This window comes from Thalassobaculum salexigens DSM 19539 (assembly GCF_000423805.1).
GTDB lineage: Bacteria > Pseudomonadota > Alphaproteobacteria > Thalassobaculales > Thalassobaculaceae > Thalassobaculum > Thalassobaculum litoreum.
In genome coordinates this window covers 544,498-561,896 of sequence record NZ_AUIR01000012.1, presented here as the reverse complement: position 1 = coordinate 561,896, position 17,399 = coordinate 544,498, and the positions used below count along the sequence as shown (strand labels likewise).

Annotated in this window: 13 protein-coding genes; 12 read left to right on the top strand and 1 reads right to left on the bottom strand. The window is 68.0% G+C overall.

The window, feature by feature from the left end; genetic code table 11:
* Nucleotides 1-87: 87 nt before the first annotated feature.
* From G578_RS0102550 to G578_RS0102520, 7 genes are all read left to right on the top strand, one after another.
* Entirely contained in the window at nucleotides 88-1,746 is a 1,659-nt protein-coding gene (locus tag G578_RS0102550) for an alginate biosynthesis protein Alg44 (RefSeq protein ID WP_028792914.1), read from the top strand.
* 56 nt (nucleotides 1,747-1,802) lie between these two features.
* A complete protein-coding gene (locus tag G578_RS24380) occupies nucleotides 1,803-3,164 on the top strand; it encodes a UDP-glucose dehydrogenase family protein (RefSeq protein ID WP_084618633.1) in 1,362 nt (453 codons plus the stop codon).
* A 4-nt stretch (nucleotides 3,165-3,168) separates the two neighbouring features.
* Entirely contained in the window at nucleotides 3,169-4,128 is a 960-nt protein-coding gene (locus tag G578_RS24375) for a polysaccharide lyase (RefSeq protein WP_051243680.1), read from the top strand.
* On the top strand, nucleotides 4,125-5,528 hold the full coding sequence (locus G578_RS24370; protein WP_051243678.1) for an alginate lyase family protein: 1,404 nt from the start codon (nucleotides 4,125-4,127) through the stop codon (nucleotides 5,526-5,528). The genes G578_RS24375 and G578_RS24370 overlap by 4 nt, the downstream gene beginning before the upstream one ends.
* Before the next feature lie 2 nt (nucleotides 5,529-5,530).
* Nucleotides 5,531-8,017 carry a tetratricopeptide repeat protein gene (locus G578_RS0102530; RefSeq protein ID WP_028792913.1) on the top strand — a complete coding sequence of 829 codons (2,487 nt, stop codon included), beginning with the start codon at nucleotides 5,531-5,533 and terminating at the stop codon, nucleotides 8,015-8,017.
* Between the two features lie 173 nt (nucleotides 8,018-8,190).
* The gene (locus G578_RS0102525; protein WP_139189382.1) at nucleotides 8,191-8,721 is read left to right on the top strand and encodes a hypothetical protein; all 531 of its coding nucleotides are present in this window, start codon (nucleotides 8,191-8,193) and stop codon (nucleotides 8,719-8,721) included.
* A 152-nt stretch (nucleotides 8,722-8,873) separates the two neighbouring features.
* The gene (locus tag G578_RS0102520) at nucleotides 8,874-10,679 is read left to right on the top strand and encodes an FAD-binding oxidoreductase (RefSeq protein WP_028792911.1); all 1,806 of its coding nucleotides are present in this window, start codon (nucleotides 8,874-8,876) and stop codon (nucleotides 10,677-10,679) included.
* A gap of 21 nt (nucleotides 10,680-10,700) precedes the next feature.
* Here G578_RS0102520 and G578_RS0102515 read toward each other — a convergent pair whose 3' ends face one another.
* A complete protein-coding gene (locus G578_RS0102515; RefSeq protein ID WP_028792910.1) occupies nucleotides 10,701-11,087 on the bottom strand; it encodes a GFA family protein in 387 nt (128 codons plus the stop codon).
* Between the two features lie 236 nt (nucleotides 11,088-11,323).
* Between G578_RS0102515 and G578_RS24365 the strand changes: the two genes are divergently transcribed.
* From G578_RS24365 to G578_RS0102490, 5 genes are all read left to right on the top strand, one after another.
* Nucleotides 11,324-13,096, top strand: a complete 1,773-nt coding sequence (locus G578_RS24365) for a winged helix-turn-helix domain-containing tetratricopeptide repeat protein (RefSeq protein ID WP_084618631.1) — start codon at nucleotides 11,324-11,326, stop codon at nucleotides 13,094-13,096.
* A gap of 34 nt (nucleotides 13,097-13,130) precedes the next feature.
* On the top strand, nucleotides 13,131-14,303 hold the full coding sequence (locus tag G578_RS28105; RefSeq protein WP_051243671.1) for a phosphatase PAP2 family protein: 1,173 nt from the start codon (nucleotides 13,131-13,133) through the stop codon (nucleotides 14,301-14,303).
* A gap of 42 nt (nucleotides 14,304-14,345) precedes the next feature.
* Nucleotides 14,346-16,421 carry a S8 family serine peptidase gene (locus G578_RS0102500; protein ID WP_028792909.1) on the top strand — a complete coding sequence of 692 codons (2,076 nt, stop codon included), beginning with the start codon at nucleotides 14,346-14,348 and terminating at the stop codon, nucleotides 16,419-16,421.
* Nucleotides 16,422-16,578: 157 nt separating this feature from the next.
* Nucleotides 16,579-16,782: a hypothetical protein gene (locus G578_RS0102495; RefSeq protein ID WP_028792908.1), complete on the top strand. Its 204-nt coding sequence runs from the start codon at nucleotides 16,579-16,581 to the stop codon at nucleotides 16,780-16,782.
* Between the two features lie 209 nt (nucleotides 16,783-16,991).
* Nucleotides 16,992-17,348 (top strand): hypothetical protein, encoded by a 357-nt coding sequence (locus G578_RS0102490; protein ID WP_028792907.1) that lies wholly within the window; start codon nucleotides 16,992-16,994, stop codon nucleotides 17,346-17,348.
* The last annotated feature ends 51 nt before the right edge of the window (nucleotides 17,349-17,399 follow it).

Sequence of the window (17,399 nt, the reverse complement as noted above, 5' to 3'; positions counted from 1 at the left end):
CGGTCATAACCGCCCGGCCTTCGCCCCGCAATTCGCACCCGCGCCAATCGCACGCCCGCCATCTGCAAACGTGAGAAGGAACTCATCATGGATCTCGAGAAGACGGAGCCACGGTTGTTAGACCGCGGAAACCGCCCCCATTCGCGCGACCTGGGCCCGGCTGGACGCCAACCGGTCAATCCCTCCGGCGCCCGCCGGCGGGATGCGGGTCAACCGGAGGCGCAGGACTGGAAGGGCAACATCACCGGCGAACGCCGTGACGAGCGGCGGCAGGTCCGGGTGCGTCTGCCGTTCGAAGTGTCGACCGAGCACGGCACCTTCGAGGGCCGGGACCTGTCGGTGAATGGCTGCGCAGTCTCGGGCTGGCTCCCGCAGGATGCCGCGGAACCGCTGGCCGTCGAAGCGACCGTGCCTTTCAAGGGGTTCCGGCTGCAGCTTCCCTTCACGGCCACGATCCATCACCGCTCCACAGTGGACGGCGAGCAAGTGACGGGGCTGGAGATCGTCACCATGGACGACCGGGAACGGGCGCTGCTCAGCCGCCTGATCACGGCCCAACTGTCCGGGCGCCTGATGTCCTTCGACGGGCTGCTCAGCCCGGCTGACGGCCAGATGGCCCGAAAGAGCAAGACCACCGCCGGCGGTGCGTCGGACGGCAGCCAAAAAGGTGGACGCCGGTTCGGCCGGCTGTTCGGCATCGGGCTGCTGATGCTGGGCGCCACCGCCGTGGCCGCCGCCGCGATCTATGACTCGGTCTTCGTGATCGAATCCCCGTTCGCCGCGACCACGGCGGCGCGGATCGACGTGAATGCCCCGGGCAAGGGGCGCTTCACCGGGGTCGAGCTGCGGCCCGGCGACAGGGTCGAGCGCGATCAGGAGATCGGCCGGGTCAGCAATGCCGACCTGAAGGCGGATCTCTCCCTGGCCCAGGCGACCCTGCGCTACAACGAACAGCTGCTCAGCACCCTGAACACGGCCGTGGACGAGGGCCGGGTCGATGCCGGCAGCACGATCGACGCCGCCCTGTCGCGATCCTCGCAGGATGGCGGCATGAACGTGGTCGACCTTTTGAGTATCGAGAAACGCCTGGAGCAGCTCGACGCCCAGACCAACCTGCAGCGCGCCAAGGTCTCGGCACTGGAGACCCGACAGAGCGAGAACGTGCTCTACAGCCCGTGCGACTGCATCGTGCACTGGGCCCATGGCGGCGCCGGCGAGGCCTGGGTCGAGCCTGGAGACAAGGTCTATTCGCTGGTACCGCGCGGCGCCGGCGAACTGCTGGTCGAAGCGCAGATCCCGATGGATGCCGTGCCCCGGCTGACCCGGAGCCAGCGCGCCAACATCTACTCGCCGAACACCGGCCAGAACGTCTGGGGCCGCATCGTCGACCTCAGCGTCGAAGGCAGCCGACGTCCCCGGGCCGGCTTCCCGCGCTGGGTCCGTCAGGACCTGTCGAAGGCGACACTGCTGATCGCGCCGGAAGATCCGCTGCGCGGCATCGGCGTGGGCACGCCGGTGGAGGTCTCCTTCTCGGACATCTCCTCCAAGGTCGATACCTGGCAGGCCGAGGCGTCCGAGTTCTGGGACGAGAGCGTGACCACCCTGTCGGACGTCTCCGGCGTCGACATCCGAGCCATGTTGCCCTGGACCGACGAGACGTCGGGCGACCCGGCAACCAACCCCGGGTCCACGGAGGAGAACGCGATCTCCCTGGCCCGGCCACCCGAGACACCGGCGGGTTCCTAAACGCGGGACCCGCACCGCTGGGGGGCGGAATCCAAGGATTTTCAGGAGAACGACCCATGAAAGTGACCGTTATCGGAACCGGCTATGTCGGACTCGTCGCAGGCGCATGCTTCGCGGATTTCGGCTTCGACGTGACCTGCATCGACAAGGACGAAAGCAAGGTGGCGGCATTACGGGCCGGTACCGTGCCGATCTATGAGCCGGGCCTGACGGAGATCGTCGGCCGGACGCAGACCAACGGGAACCTGCATTTCGTCAGCGCCTATCAGGACGCGATCCCGAATGCCGACGTGATCTTCATCGCCGTCGGGACGCCGACCAAGGACGAAGGCGGCAGCGCCGACATCTCGGCGGTGATCGCGGCGTCCGAGGAGCTGGCCCCGCTGCTGCGCGGCCGCACCGTGATCGCGACCAAGTCCACCGTGCCGATCGGCACCGGCCAGCGTCTGGACGCGCTGTTCCGTTCCGCCGCGCCGGACGCCGATGTGGCCATCGTCTCCAATCCGGAGTTCCTGCGCGAAGGCAGCGCGGTACGGGATTTCGTCGAACCGGACCGGGTGGTGATCGGCGCCGAGGCCGACTGGGCGGCTTCCACGATGCGGGCGCTCTATCGCCCGATCGAGGATCGCGGCATTCCCGTCCTCGTGGTCGACCGGGCCACGGCGGAAATCTCGAAATACGCGGCGAACAGTTTCCTCGCCACGAAGATCGCCTTCATCAACGAGGTGGCCGATCTGTGCGAGCAGGCCGGCGGGGATGTGCGCTCCGTTGCCGACGCCATCGGCCTCGACACCCGCATCGGCAACCAGTTTCTGAAGGCGGGACCCGGCTTCGGCGGCTCCTGCTTTCCGAAGGACACCCGGGCCTTCGTGTCCTCCTCGGAGCGCCTGGGGATCCGTCAGCGCGTCGTCTCGGCGGCCGTCCATGCCAACGAGGCCCGCAAGCTGCACCTGGTCCAGCGGGTGGCGGACGCCTGCGACGGCGACCTGTCGAACGCCCGGGTGGCCGTGCTGGGTCTCGCCTTCAAGGCCGGCACCGACGACCTCCGGGAATCTCCCAGCCTCTTCATGGTGCCTGAACTGGTGCGTCTCGCCGACGAGGTGCGGGCGCATGACCCGGTCGCGATGCCGGTGGCGCGCGACACCTTCACAGGCGTGCACTACGGCGAGACGGTCGAGGAGTGTCTCGACGGCGCGGACGTGGCTGTGATCCTCACCGACTGGCCGGAATACCGCGAGCTCGATCCGAAAATGCTGGCCGGAACCATGCGCCGCAACGTGATCGTCGACCTGCGCAACATGATGGATGCCGACACGCTGGAGGCGCACGGCGTTTCCGTCGTGGGGATCGGACGCCGGGAGCCGGTCGATCCCCCGGTGGCACACGAGACGTCGGGCCTCGGCCAGGCGGCGGAGTGAGGCCATGGGACAGCGCTTTGAAAATCTACGCTCGGCGCTGACCGGGAGAGGGCCGAACGCGGCCCTTCCCGCGATCGCCATCGTCGCCGCCGCGGGTGTCGCTGCCGGAGCCGTCTTCGGACTGTCCGGACCGGCCAGTTCCGGCGGCCTGCAGAAGATCGACAAGAAGGCTTCGGAGCCGACCGAGATGACGGCGCCCTGCGCCACCCGCTACGGCCGTGCCTGGTCCATGGACCTGCCCGACGAGACCGTCGGCAAGAAGGAGATGGAGGATTTCCTCAGCGGCCGCGCCCGGAAGATCGACCGGGTCTGGGGCGTCGAGGAGAACATCGCCATCGACAGGGGCGAGCGGGGCGGCCGGATGACGGTCCGCTATCCCAAGGGCTCGATCAATCCGTCGAGCAAGGACGAACGTCCGCTCGGCGGCGCCGGTTTCGTCGCCCGGCTGCTGCCCGAGGACACCTCGAAGGCCTGCCTGCGCTACCGGCTGCGCTTCGAGGACGGCTTCGAGTTCGTGCGCGGCGGCAAACTGCCCGGTCTCTACGGCGGCGAAGCTCCGTCCGGCGGTGAGGAGGTCGACGGCACCAAGGGCTTCAGCATGCGGCTGATGTGGCGCCGCGACGGCGAGGGCGAGGTCTACGCCTACGTGGCCAACAAGAACTCCGACTACGGAGCCAGCATCGGCCGCGGCAACTGGACGTTCGAGCCGGGCCGCTGGGTCGAGATCCAGGAGGAGGTCATCCTGAACGAGCCGGGCGCGGCCGACGGCATCGTGCGGCTGTGGGTCGACGGCCGTCAGGTGATCGAGCAGCGCGACCTCGTCTACCGCACGGTCGACGGCGTCGGGATCGACGGCCTGATGTTCAGCACCTTCTTCGGCGGCAGCAGCCCGAAATGGGCCAGCCCGAAGGACCAGAGCATCGCGTTCGACGGTTTCGAGCTGTTCGCGGGAGAGAACCGATGAGACGGCTTCTTTCCGGACCCTGGTCGGGCCTCGCCGTCGCCTCCGCGGCGGCGGTCCTGATGGCCGCGACCCCGGCCTCCGCGGCGGATGACTCCGCCCTGGAGGGCGTGGATCTGGTGACGCCGGAGGAACGCCAGGACTTCGATCTCTCCGGCTATACCGTCACCGATCCGTCGGCCGGCTATTTCGACGTGGACGAACGCCGGACCTGGCTGAAACAGCAGGACTCCGCCCTGATCAACCAGGAGATCGAGAAGCTCCGCCTCGGCAGCAGCTGTCAGAGCCTGAAGAACCTTCCGGTGCTGAGCGACCGCTTCGCCCTGCCGGGCTTCTACCCGCAGCCCGACTCGTGGCGGCTGGCGGCGGAGCCGTTCTTCAAGTTCGAGGACGCGGTGTCCAAGCTTGCCGGCCGGTACGTGGTTACGGGCGAATCCTACTACGCCAAATGCATCGCCGACTTCCTCAGCCGCTGGGCCGAGGAGGAGGGTTTCCTGCATTTCGAATACAAGCCGATCACCCCCCAGGCCTGGTTCGCCGTGGAGTCTTCCCTGTTCGCCGCCGGGTTCAGCTACTCCATCGTGCGCGAGGAGATCCGGGAGTCCTGGCCGGAGGCGGCGCGGAAGGTGGAGGACTGGCTGAAGGCGGCCTCCGAGCGCCACGCGGGTTTCCACACCATCGCGCTGTCCTGCTGCAACAACCACTTCTACCGCCGCGGGCTGCACGCCACGGTGATCGGCATCGCGACCGACGACGACGATCTGCTGCGCTTCGGCGTCAGCGCGATCTACTCGGCCCTGCGGGAGATGAACCCGAACGGCAGCCTGCCCAGGGAGATGCTGCGCGGATCGCGGCGCATGCACTACCAGAACTACGCCGCCCTCTATCTGGTGTTCATCGCCGAGCTGCTCGAGCGCCAGGGGTACCCCGTCTACGATCTCACGGTGGACGGACGCTCCCTGCACCGGATCATCGACTACACCCTGGACGCGCTCGACGATCCGGAGGCCTACGAGGAGGAACTCGGCGAGGCTCAGGACCTCTGGTTCATGGACGATCCCCAGTACTTCGCCTGGATGGAGGTCTACGGCGCCCGCTTCCCCTCCGACCGGGTCGACCGCATCGTGCGGAACCACCGACCGATCTACAACCGCAGCGCCGGCGGTTTCGTCACCCTGTACTTCTACCGACCCAGCGCCTCGGAACAGGAGACGGAGATCGCCACCCTGGCGGACCGCTCCTTCCGGCTGCGCGACGACTACTGCGCCAAGCACCCGCAATGGCGTGACAAGCGGGACACGGCCTGGCGCGTCGAATGCGAGGCGCGCCTGCACGAGCTTCAGGAGGGCAAGAAGGCCGACCTGGGCGTTCCCGATCCCAAGCTCATCGACAAAGGAGGCTGACCATGCCCCTCGAGATCCCCCATCGCGCGCCGCGCCATCTTCTGGCGACCGCCGCTCTGATCACCCTGACGGCCTGTGCCGGAGCGACCGGCGGCTACTGGAAACTGCCCGGCGGCCTGAAGGACGATTACCGGGCGGCCGAAGCCATGACCGATCGCGGCCAGTTCGAGGCGGCCCTGCCCACCTTCCGACAACTGGCCGAGGACGGCTATCCCCAAGGCAACTACGAGCTCGGCCGCGCCTATCTGAACGGCTGGGGCGTGGAGCAGGACAAGGCCAAGGCGGCGGAATATCTGGAACGGGCGACGCAGAAGCTGTCGCGGCGCCGGGGCCATGCCGCCTTCCAGCTTGGCCAGCTCTATGCCGAGGGCGAGGGTGTGCCGCGCGATCCCGGGCGGGCGGCGGAGCTATTCCGGCTTGCCCTCGACCCCAACAAGACGGTCGTTCCCTATGACCGGGCGGCCTATCCCCTCGCCGAACTCTACGAGGCCGGGGACGGTGTGCCGCAGGACAAGGCGCTGGCCAGGGAGCTCTTCCGTCGCGCCGCCCGAACCGGCGATGCCGACGCGCATCTGCGTCTGGCGGAGATCGGCGCCGGCGCGCAGGAAGGTCTTTCCTCCGATGCCGAGAATCACGCCCGCGAGGCGGTCAGGCTTCTGGAGATGAAGGCGGCACAGGGCGAGACCTGGGCCATGACCAAGCTCGCCCGGCTGTACGAGGATGGCGAGATCGTGCCGGCTTCGCCGGACAGGGCCCTGACGTGGCGGCGCCAGGCCGCCGAGGCCGGGCATCTGCAGTCGCGCACCGATTTCGGCCGCCGTCTGGTCGAAGGCGAGGGCGTCGCCCAGGACCCGGGGCGCGGCGTGGCGATGATCCGGAAAAGTGCGGAAACCGGCCATGCCTACGCTCAGTCTCTGCTCGGCCGGTACTATGCCGAGGGCAGGGGCGTCGCCGCCGACCCGACCCAGGCCTTCGCCTGGCACGAGCGGGCCGCGGCCAACGGACAGGTCGGCTCCACGCTCTATCTCGCGCGCGCCTATCGCGACGGCAACGGCGTGCAGCCGGATCCGGTCGAGGCGCGGCGCCTGTTCGAGACGGCGCGCGACCTCGGGCACGACTCCGCCGATCGTGACCTCGGTCGGATGATGATCGCCCAGCCGACCGGCCCGAACGACCTGCGCCAGGGCGTCGATCTTCTCACCAAGGCGGCGAAAGCCGGCGATGCGTCCAGCGCCGCGGCCCTCGGTCGGCTCTACGACAAGGGCGAGCAGGTGTCCCGTGACGAACGCAAGGCCCTGCGATTCTATCGGATGGCGGCGGAGGCCGGGGACGAGAACGTCTATGGCGAGATCGGCCGGCTGTATCTTGACGGGATCGACGGCCAGCCCCCCCGTCCCGCCGAGGCGATGCGGTGGCTGGAGAAGGCGACCGCCGCCGGTGACGCCAGCGCGCTCACCCAGGTCGGCCGGGCCTATCTGGAGGGTCGGGGCGTCGAGCCTCAGCCGGCCAAGGGTGCCCGTATCCTGGCCAAGGCGGCGGCGAGCGGCGATCCCTATGCGATGGTCCTGCTCGGCGACGCCCATCGCGACGGCACGATCCCGTCCGCCGACCCGCAATCGGCACTGCGCTGGTACGATCAGGCGATCGACAACGGTCGCGCCGATGCGATGCGCCGTCTTGCCGGCCTCTATCTGACCGGCGACGGGGTCGGGCGCGATCCGGCCCGGGCGGTCGACCTGCTGGAGCGCGCGGCATCCCAGGGCGACATGGCCGCCAAGGCCGATCTGGGCCGGCTCTACCTTGAAGGCGAAGCGGTCGCCGCGAGACCGGAACGCGGGGCACGCCTGCTGCGCGAAGCGGCGCGGACCGGGAACCCGATCGCCATGCGGGTGCTCGGTGAAGCGCTGCTCGGCGGGCAAGGCCTCGCCGCCGACGAGCAGGATGGCGAGCGCTGGCTGCAGCGGGCCGTGGGCAATGGTGACGTGCCGGCCATGGTGACCCTGGGCAGCGAGCGGATCTCCGGCAAGCGGCTGGAGAAGGACGAGCGCGAGGGCGTGGCGCTGCTGCGCCGGGCGGCGGATCGCGGCCACGTCTATGCCCGCACCGCTCTGGCCAATGCACTGCTGGAGGGTATTGGCGGCGAGAAGCGCCCCGATCGCGCCCTGGCGCTGCTGCGGCGCAGTGCGGCGCAGGATCATGCCTACGCCAAGGTGGTGCTCGGCCGGCTCTATCTGGACGGTAAGGTGGTGGAGCAGGACTATCAGAAGGGCGCGGAATACCTGCTGGAGGCCGCGCGCAGCGGACATCGCGGCGCCCTGCTGACCATCGCGAAGGCCTATCTCGAGGTCGCCGGCGTGGAGTCGAACGAGGACGCGGCGATCCTGTGGCTCGACCGGGTCCTGCGTACCGATAACACCGCCACCATCAACAGTCTCGGCAACGCCCTGGCGGAAGCCGTAGAGGCGCGGCGGTTGCTTGCCCAGGGTTAGCCCCGAGGGCTGGACCGTCGGGTACCGGTAAAAACATCGGGTTCGCCTCCTCCATGGAGGCGGATCCCGTGTTTCTTGCTCCATGTTAAAGACAAACGGTCATTGTCCTGCAATTAATATCGCAAAATATATCAAATGTTGGCTCAGCAATTTGTGTGAGTTCTTTGTTATGCATGTTCAATGCATTGCGTAAACGAAAACGGAGAGAAGAAATGAGACATGGAACCCTCGCCGCAATAGCCTTTATTGGTTTGGCCGGATGCGTCGATACGTCCTCGACCGACTATCCGAGGCTCGACGTGCTGTCGCCGGAAAATGTCCCGGTCACGGATTCCACCGCCATGCGGCCGCCGATCCGCGCTGATGTGTCCTATGCCGTCCAGTGGACCTGCGTTTGGGACACGCTGCCGACGGAGTGGCAGCTTCCGGGCATTCAGATCGATAAGGGCCGCGCCTATGCGATCAACGAGTGGACCCGCCTGAGCGGAGATGTCACGGAGTCGGACGCCGATGGCCGCATGCTCAATCTGGCGGGAGAGCGTCTGAGCAACGACGGCCACTGGTATCCGATGGAAATGGAGGGGCCGATCTACCCGGATCGCGAGTCGACTCTCTTCGGTTACTGGAAGGGCGCCTCCTGCGAGGCCGACGTTTCACCGGTTCGGGTGGAAGCGCCGGAGGAGGAGTCGCCGGTGGCCTCGTAACGGCCGACCGGACTTCCGTCGACTCGGCCAGGATCTTCTGATCGGCAAACAGGAAGGCTTCCGAGGGAGCCTTTCGGCCTTTTCGCTCGCCGCTATTCGGGACAAAGTCGTATCGAGGCAATACGATACGACTGCTTGGCCTGGAGGTGGCGATGCTCCGTAGAACCGTCCTTCAACTTCTCGCGTCGACCGGACTGGCGTCCCTGTGGGCCGGCTCTGCGAGCCTTGCCGCCCGGGGGAGCGTGGACCGGATTCGGCCGAGCGAGGCCAACTGGCCGACGGCGCAGGAGTGGGAGGCGCTGGCCGGACGGCTCGACGGCGCGTTGGAGGAGTCGCGCTCGGCGCTGGAGGCCGTCATGGAGCAGAGCGGCGGCGCGGTCACCGAAGAAGGCCTGAATAAGCTGGTCAACCCGTTCTACCTTCAGGATTTTTCCGGCTCGACCCAGTCCCAGGGCTGGCTCGACGGCTGGAAGAGCGTCCAGAGTGCCAAGGTCGGCATTCCCAAGACCGCGAAGGACGTGTCCGAGCTGGTGAGCTTCGCCCGCGCACACAATCTCCGCCTGGTGATCAAGGGCGGCGGGCATTCCTATTACGGCCAGTCCAACGCGCCGGACAGCCTGCTGGTCTGGACCCGCGACCTCACCGGCATCGAGCTGCATGACAGTTTCGTGCCCGAGGGTGGCGGCGGGGCCGGCGTGCCGGCGGTCAGCGTCGCGTCCGGCGAAAAGTTCATCGACCTCTACGGCCAGGTGGTGGTCGGCCAGGGACGCTATGTCCAGGGCGGCGGCTGCACGTCCGTCGGGGTCGGCGGCCATGCCCAGAGCGGCGGGTTCGGACACTTCTCGAAATTCGGCGGCATGACGTCCGCCAATCTGCTGGAGGCGGAGATCGTCGTCGCCAGCGGCGAGATCCTGATCGCCAACGCCTACCAGAACAGCGACCTCTTCTGGGCGCTGAAGGGGGGCGGGGCCGGATGGGGCATCACCACGCGCCTCACCCTGGCCACTCGGGACCTGCCGGCGCGCTTCGGCTTCATCGGCTTCGGGGTCCAGGCACAGGACGAGCGGGCCTATCGCGCGCTGGTCGAGGCCGTCATTGCCGTCGCCCGGGACAATCTGGTCGATCCGGCCTGGGGCGAGCAGATCCACTTCGCGCCGGACCACAAGATGTTCGTGAAGATGACCTTCATCGACCTGGCCCTCGACGAGGTGAGGCGCATCTGGGCGCCGGTGCTCGACCTGGCTGCGGGCGAGGGCTACAGCTTCACCGAGGAGCTGGTGCTCTACGACACCCCGGCCCGCAAATGGTGGGACCTGGAATTCCGCGCTCGGGAGATGCCCGAGACCATCGTCCTCGACCAGGCGTCCAGCAAAGCCGGCACGCGCTTCTTCTGGAACGGCGACAACGGCGAGACCAACGTGTTCTGGGCCGGCTACGAGTCCGCCTGGTTGTCCCAGGGCCTGCTGGGCGAGGCGAAGGCCGCGATGCTGGCCGACACCATCATCGACGCGGCCAAGCTGGTGCGCTTCGCCTTCCACTTCCAGAAGGGGTTGGCCGGCGCCAGCGAGGAACGGCTGGCCGATGCGCGGGACACCCCCGTCCATCCCTCGGTTCTGGACGCCTTCGCCCTGCTGCTGGTCGCGGGCGCCCAGCAGAACGTGATCGAGGATGTCGCCGGCCAGGAGCTGGACGAGCCCGCCCTGCGCGAGAAGGCGGCGCGGATCAAGGGCGTCTACGAGCGGTTCCGTGCGATCGAGCCGGACACCGGCTCCTATTCCGCGGAGATGAATTTCCACGAGGAGGACTGGCAGGGCATGGCCTGGGGCGACAACTATCCGCGCCTGCTGGCCATCAAGAACCGCTACGATCCCGACGGCCTGTTCACCGGCCATCACCAGGTTGGCAGCGAGGTCTGGAGCCGGGACGGATTCGTGCGGATCGGCGGGGATTCCGGCTGACCGTCCAGGGGCGGTGAGACGTTAGGAGCCCTCGGGTTCCGGCCGTTCCCGGTCGTAGAGATGCTCGACCGGAAAGGGCGGCAGCCAGGATTCGCGGCGTACCGTCCAGAGTTCGTAGCTCGGTACGAACTGGTCGGGGGCGTCCAGGGCGCCGAGATGGACCTCGATCTCGCCTTCGCTGCGCGCGAAGACCGAGCCGCCGCAGTGCGGGCAGAAGAACCGTCCACGGTATTCGCTGGGGTCGCCCTCGATGGACACCGCCTCCGGCGGATAGACCGCCGCCGCGTAGAACAGGGCGCCGTGGTGCTTGCGGCAGTCCAGGCAGTGACAGATGCCGACCCGGTCGGGGCGGCCCAGCGCCACGAACCGCACCTCGCCGCACAGACAGCCGCCGGTAACCCGCTCCATGTCTTCAACTCCTCCGTGAGCGCCCCGGCCGCACGGTCGCACTGAACGGGTCCGCTGTCACGGCACAGCCGTCACGGACCGGTCTTCATGGGCCCGCCTTCATGGGCCGGGCGGCAGGATCCCATGCACGCCCCGGTCACTCCGCGACCGGTTGTTTCATTCACCGGATCGCGCGAAAAATCCCGCGGTGCGGGAAACGATGAGATTGAATATCCTTTTTGTGTTGATACGATTGAATGCGCTCAATTCTGGGGGGTGTGGGGCCTCTGGGAGCCGGTCGGATCGTCGGTCCGATCGGGTGTTGCGCATCGGTGCCCGGGCAGTTGCGTCCAGGCCGAAGCGTTCACGAGGGGAAGGCCGACGTGCCCAGTGCAGGTCAGTGTCAATGTCCGCTGCTTCTCGGCCTCCTGGAATACCATCCGGACTCGGGGCGGTTGCTGGACCGAACCGGGGGCGATGTATTCCTGCGCGCCCAGTCGGCCCGTGTCCTTCATCTACTGGTGGATAACCTCGGACAGCTGGTGTCCCGCGATCGGCTGATCGAGGAGGTCTGGCCGGATGTCAGCGTCACCGACGACAGCCTGACCCAATGCATCGCCGATATCCGCCGCGCCATCGGCGACAGCAATCGAGAGATCCTGCGCACGATCCCGAAGCGCGGCTTCATCCTGCAGCCTGCGGCCGGGGTGCCGCGTCTGGCACCGGCACAGACCGCGGCCGGCGACACGGTCGAGCCGACCGCCAGGGCGCCGATGGCGCAGTCGCTGACCCTGCCGCGCGTGGCGGCGCATCACTGGACCGAAGACCTGCTGCCGACCATCGCGGTGATCCCGTTGCGCTCGCGGCAGATCCGCGGCGAGGACGGCGTCGCCGAGGAGGTCGTCGGCGAGGTGGTCGCCGAGGAGATCATCTACGCGCTTTCCCGCTCCCAGGAGGTCTATGTCGTCTCCCGCCTCTCCTCGACCTATTTCCGCTCGCGGGAGGCCTCCCTGGAGGAAATCGGCCGGACGCTGAGTGCCGACTACGTGATCTCCGGCTCGCTGATGGGAAATGCCGACCGGGTGATCCTGGGGCTGGAATTCGCGGAGTCGGAGACCGGACGGATCCTGTGGTCGGACCGGGTCGAGAGCACGGTTCCGGCCCTGCTGAACGAGCCGGACACGATCCAGATGATCGTCGGCCGCATCCGCAAGGCGATCTTCCTGCGCGAGAGCCAGCGGGCCCGCAGCATGCCCTTCACCTCGCTTCCGGCCTATTCCCAACTGATCGGCGCGGTGGGGCTGATGCACCGGCTGTCGCCGCCGGATTTCGAGGAATCCCGCAGCATGCTGGCCGCGCTGATCGAGCGCTGGCCGGAGCAGCCGGCGCCGCTCTCCTGGATGGCCCGGTGGCACGTCCTGCGGGTGCAGCAGGGCTGGTCGGACGCGCCGGCACAGGATGCCGATCTGGCGCTGACATGCTCCGGACGGGCGCTGGAGATCGATCCGGACAATTCGCTGGCGCTGACCAGCGAGGGTTTTGTGCTGACCAACCTGCTCAAGCGGCTCGACGACGCGGAGGACCGGTACAACGCGGCGCTCGATATCAATCCGAGCGACGCGGTGGGCCGGCTGTTGCGCGGCACGCTGTATTCCTTCGAGGGCAAGGGGGCGGTGGCCGTGCGCGACACCGAGCGCGCCCTGCTGCTGGCCCCGCTGGACCCGCACCGGTACTTCTTCCTGGCGCTGGCCGCCGGCGCGCATCTGGCCAATGGCGACTATGTCCGGGCGCTGGAGCTGGCGGATATGTCGCTGCGTCTGAACCGCACCCATACCTCGACGCTGCGGATCAAGACGGTGGCGCAGATCAATCTCGGCCAGGAGGAGGCGGCCCGCGAGACCGCCCTGGAACTGCTGCGGCTGCAACCCAGCCTGCGCATCGGCACGTGGCTCGGTTCGTCGCCCAGCGCCGAGTTCGAGATAGGACGGCGTATCGCAGACGCACTGCGCGCCGCGGGGGTGCCCGACTGACGACTGACTGATCACATTGGGGGGAGAGATGAGCATGAGCAACGCAGAGAGCGGATCACCCGAAGGCAGCTTCGGCAGTTTCGGAAGCTTTGGCAGTTTCGGCAGTTTTGGCAGCTTCGGGAGTTTCGGCAGCTTCGGGCTGCCGGCATCGCCGCTGGCTGCGGAAGCGCTGATCACCAACCGGGAAGGGATCGTCGGGCCGACCATCCCGTTCCTCGACTACGACCCGCGGCCGTCCACCGACCCGGTGCACGGTCTGCCGCATTTCTCGCCGGCCGTCAGGGCCAGCATCTTCCTGTTCGAGTTCGCCTCGCGGCTGGCGGTCACCGTGAAGGACGACGGAGAGACGCCGGTCGCCGAGGTCCTGAGCACCAGCCTTCACGGCGGGCCGAAGCATCGCATGTCGGCCGAACCGCTGGTGACGGTGGTCGCCCCGACCATCGACCAACTGCGCGAGCAGACCAAGTTCCTGTCCGCCTATGCGGATCTGCGGCAGGACCGGGCGCGCGAGATCCTGGTCCAGACCTCGGCCCTGATCCCGTTCTATGCGTCGATCCTGTACATGGATCCGGGGCGCACGCCGCACACGCTGGAGTTCCTTCAAACGGCGCTGAGCTGCGCCAACATGGTCTACATGCGGGTGAAGTACGGGCTGGCTCTGCCACGGCCGCTGCAGTTCTCGCCGCAGATCCAGCCGGCGATCCCGACACCGACCCATCCGACCCTGCCGAGCGGCCATGCCACCGAAGCCTTCCTGCTCGCCCGGCTGATCTGGAAGCTGCGGCGCCACGCGACCCACCACCCGGACTCCCGGCAGGAAGCGACCTGGGGCGAGATGCTGATGCGCCAGGCGTCGCGGATCGCCATCAACCGGACGGTCGCGGGGGTTCATTTCCCGGTCGACAGCGTGGCCGGCGCCATCCTCGGCCTGACCCTGGCCGATTTCATCTGGGATCTGTGCGACAAGACGATCCAGCGGCGCGCCACCGCGGAATTCGACGGCCGGCGGTTCCCGGTGGAGGACGATTTCCACTGGCACGCCCTCTACGAACCGAAGGACGACGAGCAGAAGCCCTGGGCCGGGAAGAAGAGCCAACCCTGGATGACCAGCGGCACGAAGAAGCTGAAGTCGGAGGAGCAGGGATCGGCGGCCTTCCACTGGCTTCGAAACCGTGCCTTCAGCGAATGGGAAAAGCCGCTGAACTGACGGCGACGACCCCTTTTCCTCTTCAGGCTGCGGGAGGTACCCATGCAGGCCGACTGGCAAGACGATGGCGATGCGGGCGCGATAGACCCGGTCACCGACTACCGGCTCACCCGGGATCCAAGCTCCTATCCCCGTCCCCTCGACGAGATCTGGTGGGCGGCGATCTTCCATCTGGAAGAAACGAGCCTGGACGAGTTCCGGCAGCGCGTCGAACAGGCCCATCCGGGGCAGATCCTGATCCCGGACGTCTACGATGCGGCGGACTGCGCCGCCCGGCCGCCGCTCCAGAGTGTCACGCTGATCGCTCGCTCCCCGGTGGTCCGGACCGCCAACACGGCGGGCAACGGATGGGGCTGCGGGGGCGTCTATCTGGGCTGCATGGTCCCGCAAGCGCATCTGCCGCTGCACCTGACGCCGCAGGAGCGGGAACGGCCGGCGCCGAAGCCGATCAAGTGCGACGACGACACGGTGGTGACCGCGGTCATCGACGATGCGATCGGTTTCGCCAACGCCCTGTTCCGCGATCGCGAGACATCGAGCCGCGTGCATCTGGCCTATATCATGTCCTCCGCGTCGGATGTTCCGCACCGGCCGGGGTGGCGTTGGGAGGTGCAGGGCCGCTCGCTCGACAAGCGGGCCATCGACAGGTTGCTGAAGACGCACACCTCCTTCGGCCTGACCGACGAGGATGCGCTTTATGTCGATGCCGGCGCGATCGACTTCGCCGGCGGCGGGTTTTCGCCCCTGGCCCTGCGGGAATCCCACGGCACCCACGTGGCGGCACTCGCGGCTGGGCACCAGATGCACAAGGCGCCGAAGCATCGGCCGCTCCTGGTGGCGTCGCTGCCCTGGCGGGTGACCGAGGACACCTCCGGCTTCAACCTGTACCCCAGCCTGCTGCTGGCTCTGCACCGGCTGGAGCGGGAAGGGCGCCGGTTCCGCCGGTCGGATGGGACGATCGTGCCGATGGTGTTCAACTTCAGCTACGGCACCCTCGACGGGCCGCATGACGGCTCCGGCCTGATACCCCGGCTCATCCAGCACATCGTGGACAAGGGGGACGGCCCCGTCCGCCGCATGGTCCTGCCGGCCGGCAATACCAACCTGTCGCGCACCCACGCGCATGCCGAGGTCGGCGAGACCGGGTCGGTCGCCCTGGACCTCAAGGTCCTGCCCGACGATCGTACCGACAGCCACGTGGAAATGTGGCTGCCGGAAATCGAGCATCCGGGCTGGGACCCGGTGCATGTCACGGTCAGCCCGCCCGGCGGCCGGAAGGGCGCGACCATCGTCGTCGGGTCCCGTCGCGTCCATCGCCTGCGCGACGGCGACGGACGGGAGATCGCCCGTCTGTCCTACGCCCCGGCGACCCGCACCGTGAAACGGGCGTCGATCGTCCTGTCGGTCAACCGGACGGTCGGCTTCAGCGGAGCGGCCGCGCTGGCGCCGGCCGGGGACTGGCGGATCGAGATCTGGCGCCGCCGCGACGGCGCGGCGGAGCCGCCTCGGCGGGACCAGCACGAGGGTGCGGCGGTCGAGGTCTGGATCCGACGCGACGACACCCTGCCCGGGTTTCCGCCGCGCGGGCGTCAGGCGCATTTCAACAACCCCGACTACCAGAAATTCGATGCCTATGGCGCGCCGCTGCCGGTGGACCCGCCGGGGACCCATTGTCCGGTCCGGCGGGCCGGGACGTTGAACGGCCTCGCCACCGGGGAGGCGCCGCTGGTGGTCGCCAGCTTCACCGGGAGCAACGGCCTGATTTCCGACTATTCCGCGTCGGGGCCGGTGCCCAGCCGCAAGGGACCGGATGCGGCCGCCCTGGGCGACCAGTCGCCCGTGCTGCGCGGGGTGCTGAGCGCCGGGTCGCGCAGCGGGTATCTGGTGCGTCAGTCCGGCACCAGCGTGGCCGCCCCCCGGGTCGCCCGGCTGGCGGTGGAGGCGATCGCCGGGGACAAGAAGAAGAGCAGGAAGAAGGCCGCCGACCGGGCCTGGCTGCACGGCTATGCGGAGAAGAGCGACAAGAAGCACTTTCCCCAACCCCGCCCGGAATTCGCCCGCGGCGGGGCCGGCCGGGTGGATGTCCCGGTGGATCTCGGCGCGCCCGACACCGACTGACCACGCGACGCGATCGGCCTGGCGGCGTTGCGGCCCGCCGGGCCTTTGGTCTTCGGAGCGATTTCGGGTGCCGATCAGGATTGCGGAGGCGATCTCGGGCAGGGTTGTGCCATCGCGACGGACGCGACCGCGCCGTCGCTGCAACCCGGAGGATCCAATGAATCTTCGCCCCGACTTGAACGGCATGCTTCTGCAGCTGCCCGACGGTATCGAGATCTACCAGGTCGCCAACGGAAAGCGCCAGCGCGTGCCCAAGACCTCCAGCGTCACCATGCTCTTCATTCCCGGTGCCCGGATTATCTCCCAGGCGGGCCCGGACGAGCCGACGACCGCGATCCGCTGGGCGTTGTCGACCGACTGACTGCCCGGACCGACTGCCCGACCGACTGCCCGACCGACTGCCCGACCGACTGCCCGACCGGCCACCGACACTTCGGGCGATTTCGTCTGAATTTCGTGCCGATCTCAGGATTTCGCCCCGCGGTTGCGGCACCGTCTCAGGGTCAGGGACGACGCCGGTCTGCTCACCGAACGGTCCCCGCAAAGACTTGCCGAGAGGGGAGAACAGCGATGGCACGGCGCGACGATCTCAATGGAATGCTGCTGCGGGCGCGCGGAGACGACACGACCTATCTCGTATTGGGCGGGCGGCGCCATCTGGTTCCCGACGCCCGGATCCTGGCGCTGCTGTTCAGGACCATGCCGCCGCTGCGCACGGATATCGATGTCGAGACGGTGGACGAGGGCGACCCGCTGCCGACCGGGGCCTGCCTGGTCCGCGCCACGAACAGCGCCGAGGTCTATCTGGTTCCCGGTTCCGACAAGCTCTGGTTCGTCGGGCCGGAGGATCTCGCGGCGAACGCCTTGGGCTGGGGCAAGAACGTGACATGCCCGGACATCGAGCGTGGCGGATGCACCGCTGACTAGGGGCTGCTGATGAGCGACGACTGACGAGGCACCGCAGCCGGAGAGGGGCCG

Excerpts from the sequence above, each read along its gene's own strand:
- G578_RS0102550 (WP_028792914.1), top strand. The coding sequence starts at position 88 with ATGGATCTCGAGAAGACGGAGCCACGGTTGTTAGACCGCGGAAACCGC.
- G578_RS24380 (WP_084618633.1), top strand. The coding sequence starts at position 1,803 with ATGAAAGTGACCGTTATCGGAACCGGCTATGTCGGACTCGTCGCAGGC.
- G578_RS24375 (WP_051243680.1), top strand. The coding sequence starts at position 3,169 with ATGGGACAGCGCTTTGAAAATCTACGCTCGGCGCTGACCGGGAGAGGG.
- G578_RS24370 (WP_051243678.1), top strand. The coding sequence starts at position 4,125 with ATGAGACGGCTTCTTTCCGGACCCTGGTCGGGCCTCGCCGTCGCCTCC.
- G578_RS0102530 (WP_028792913.1), top strand. The coding sequence starts at position 5,531 with ATGCCCCTCGAGATCCCCCATCGCGCGCCGCGCCATCTTCTGGCGACC.
- G578_RS0102525 (WP_139189382.1), top strand. The coding sequence starts at position 8,191 with ATGTTCAATGCATTGCGTAAACGAAAACGGAGAGAAGAAATGAGACAT.
- G578_RS0102520 (WP_028792911.1), top strand. The coding sequence starts at position 8,874 with ATGCTCCGTAGAACCGTCCTTCAACTTCTCGCGTCGACCGGACTGGCG.
- G578_RS0102515 (WP_028792910.1), bottom strand. The coding sequence starts at position 11,087 with ATGGAGCGGGTTACCGGCGGCTGTCTGTGCGGCGAGGTGCGGTTCGTG.
- G578_RS24365 (WP_084618631.1), top strand. The coding sequence starts at position 11,324 with ATGCGCTCAATTCTGGGGGGTGTGGGGCCTCTGGGAGCCGGTCGGATC.
- G578_RS28105 (WP_051243671.1), top strand. The coding sequence starts at position 13,131 with ATGAGCAACGCAGAGAGCGGATCACCCGAAGGCAGCTTCGGCAGTTTC.
- G578_RS0102500 (WP_028792909.1), top strand. The coding sequence starts at position 14,346 with ATGCAGGCCGACTGGCAAGACGATGGCGATGCGGGCGCGATAGACCCG.
- G578_RS0102495 (WP_028792908.1), top strand. The coding sequence starts at position 16,579 with ATGAATCTTCGCCCCGACTTGAACGGCATGCTTCTGCAGCTGCCCGAC.
- G578_RS0102490 (WP_028792907.1), top strand. The coding sequence starts at position 16,992 with ATGGCACGGCGCGACGATCTCAATGGAATGCTGCTGCGGGCGCGCGGA.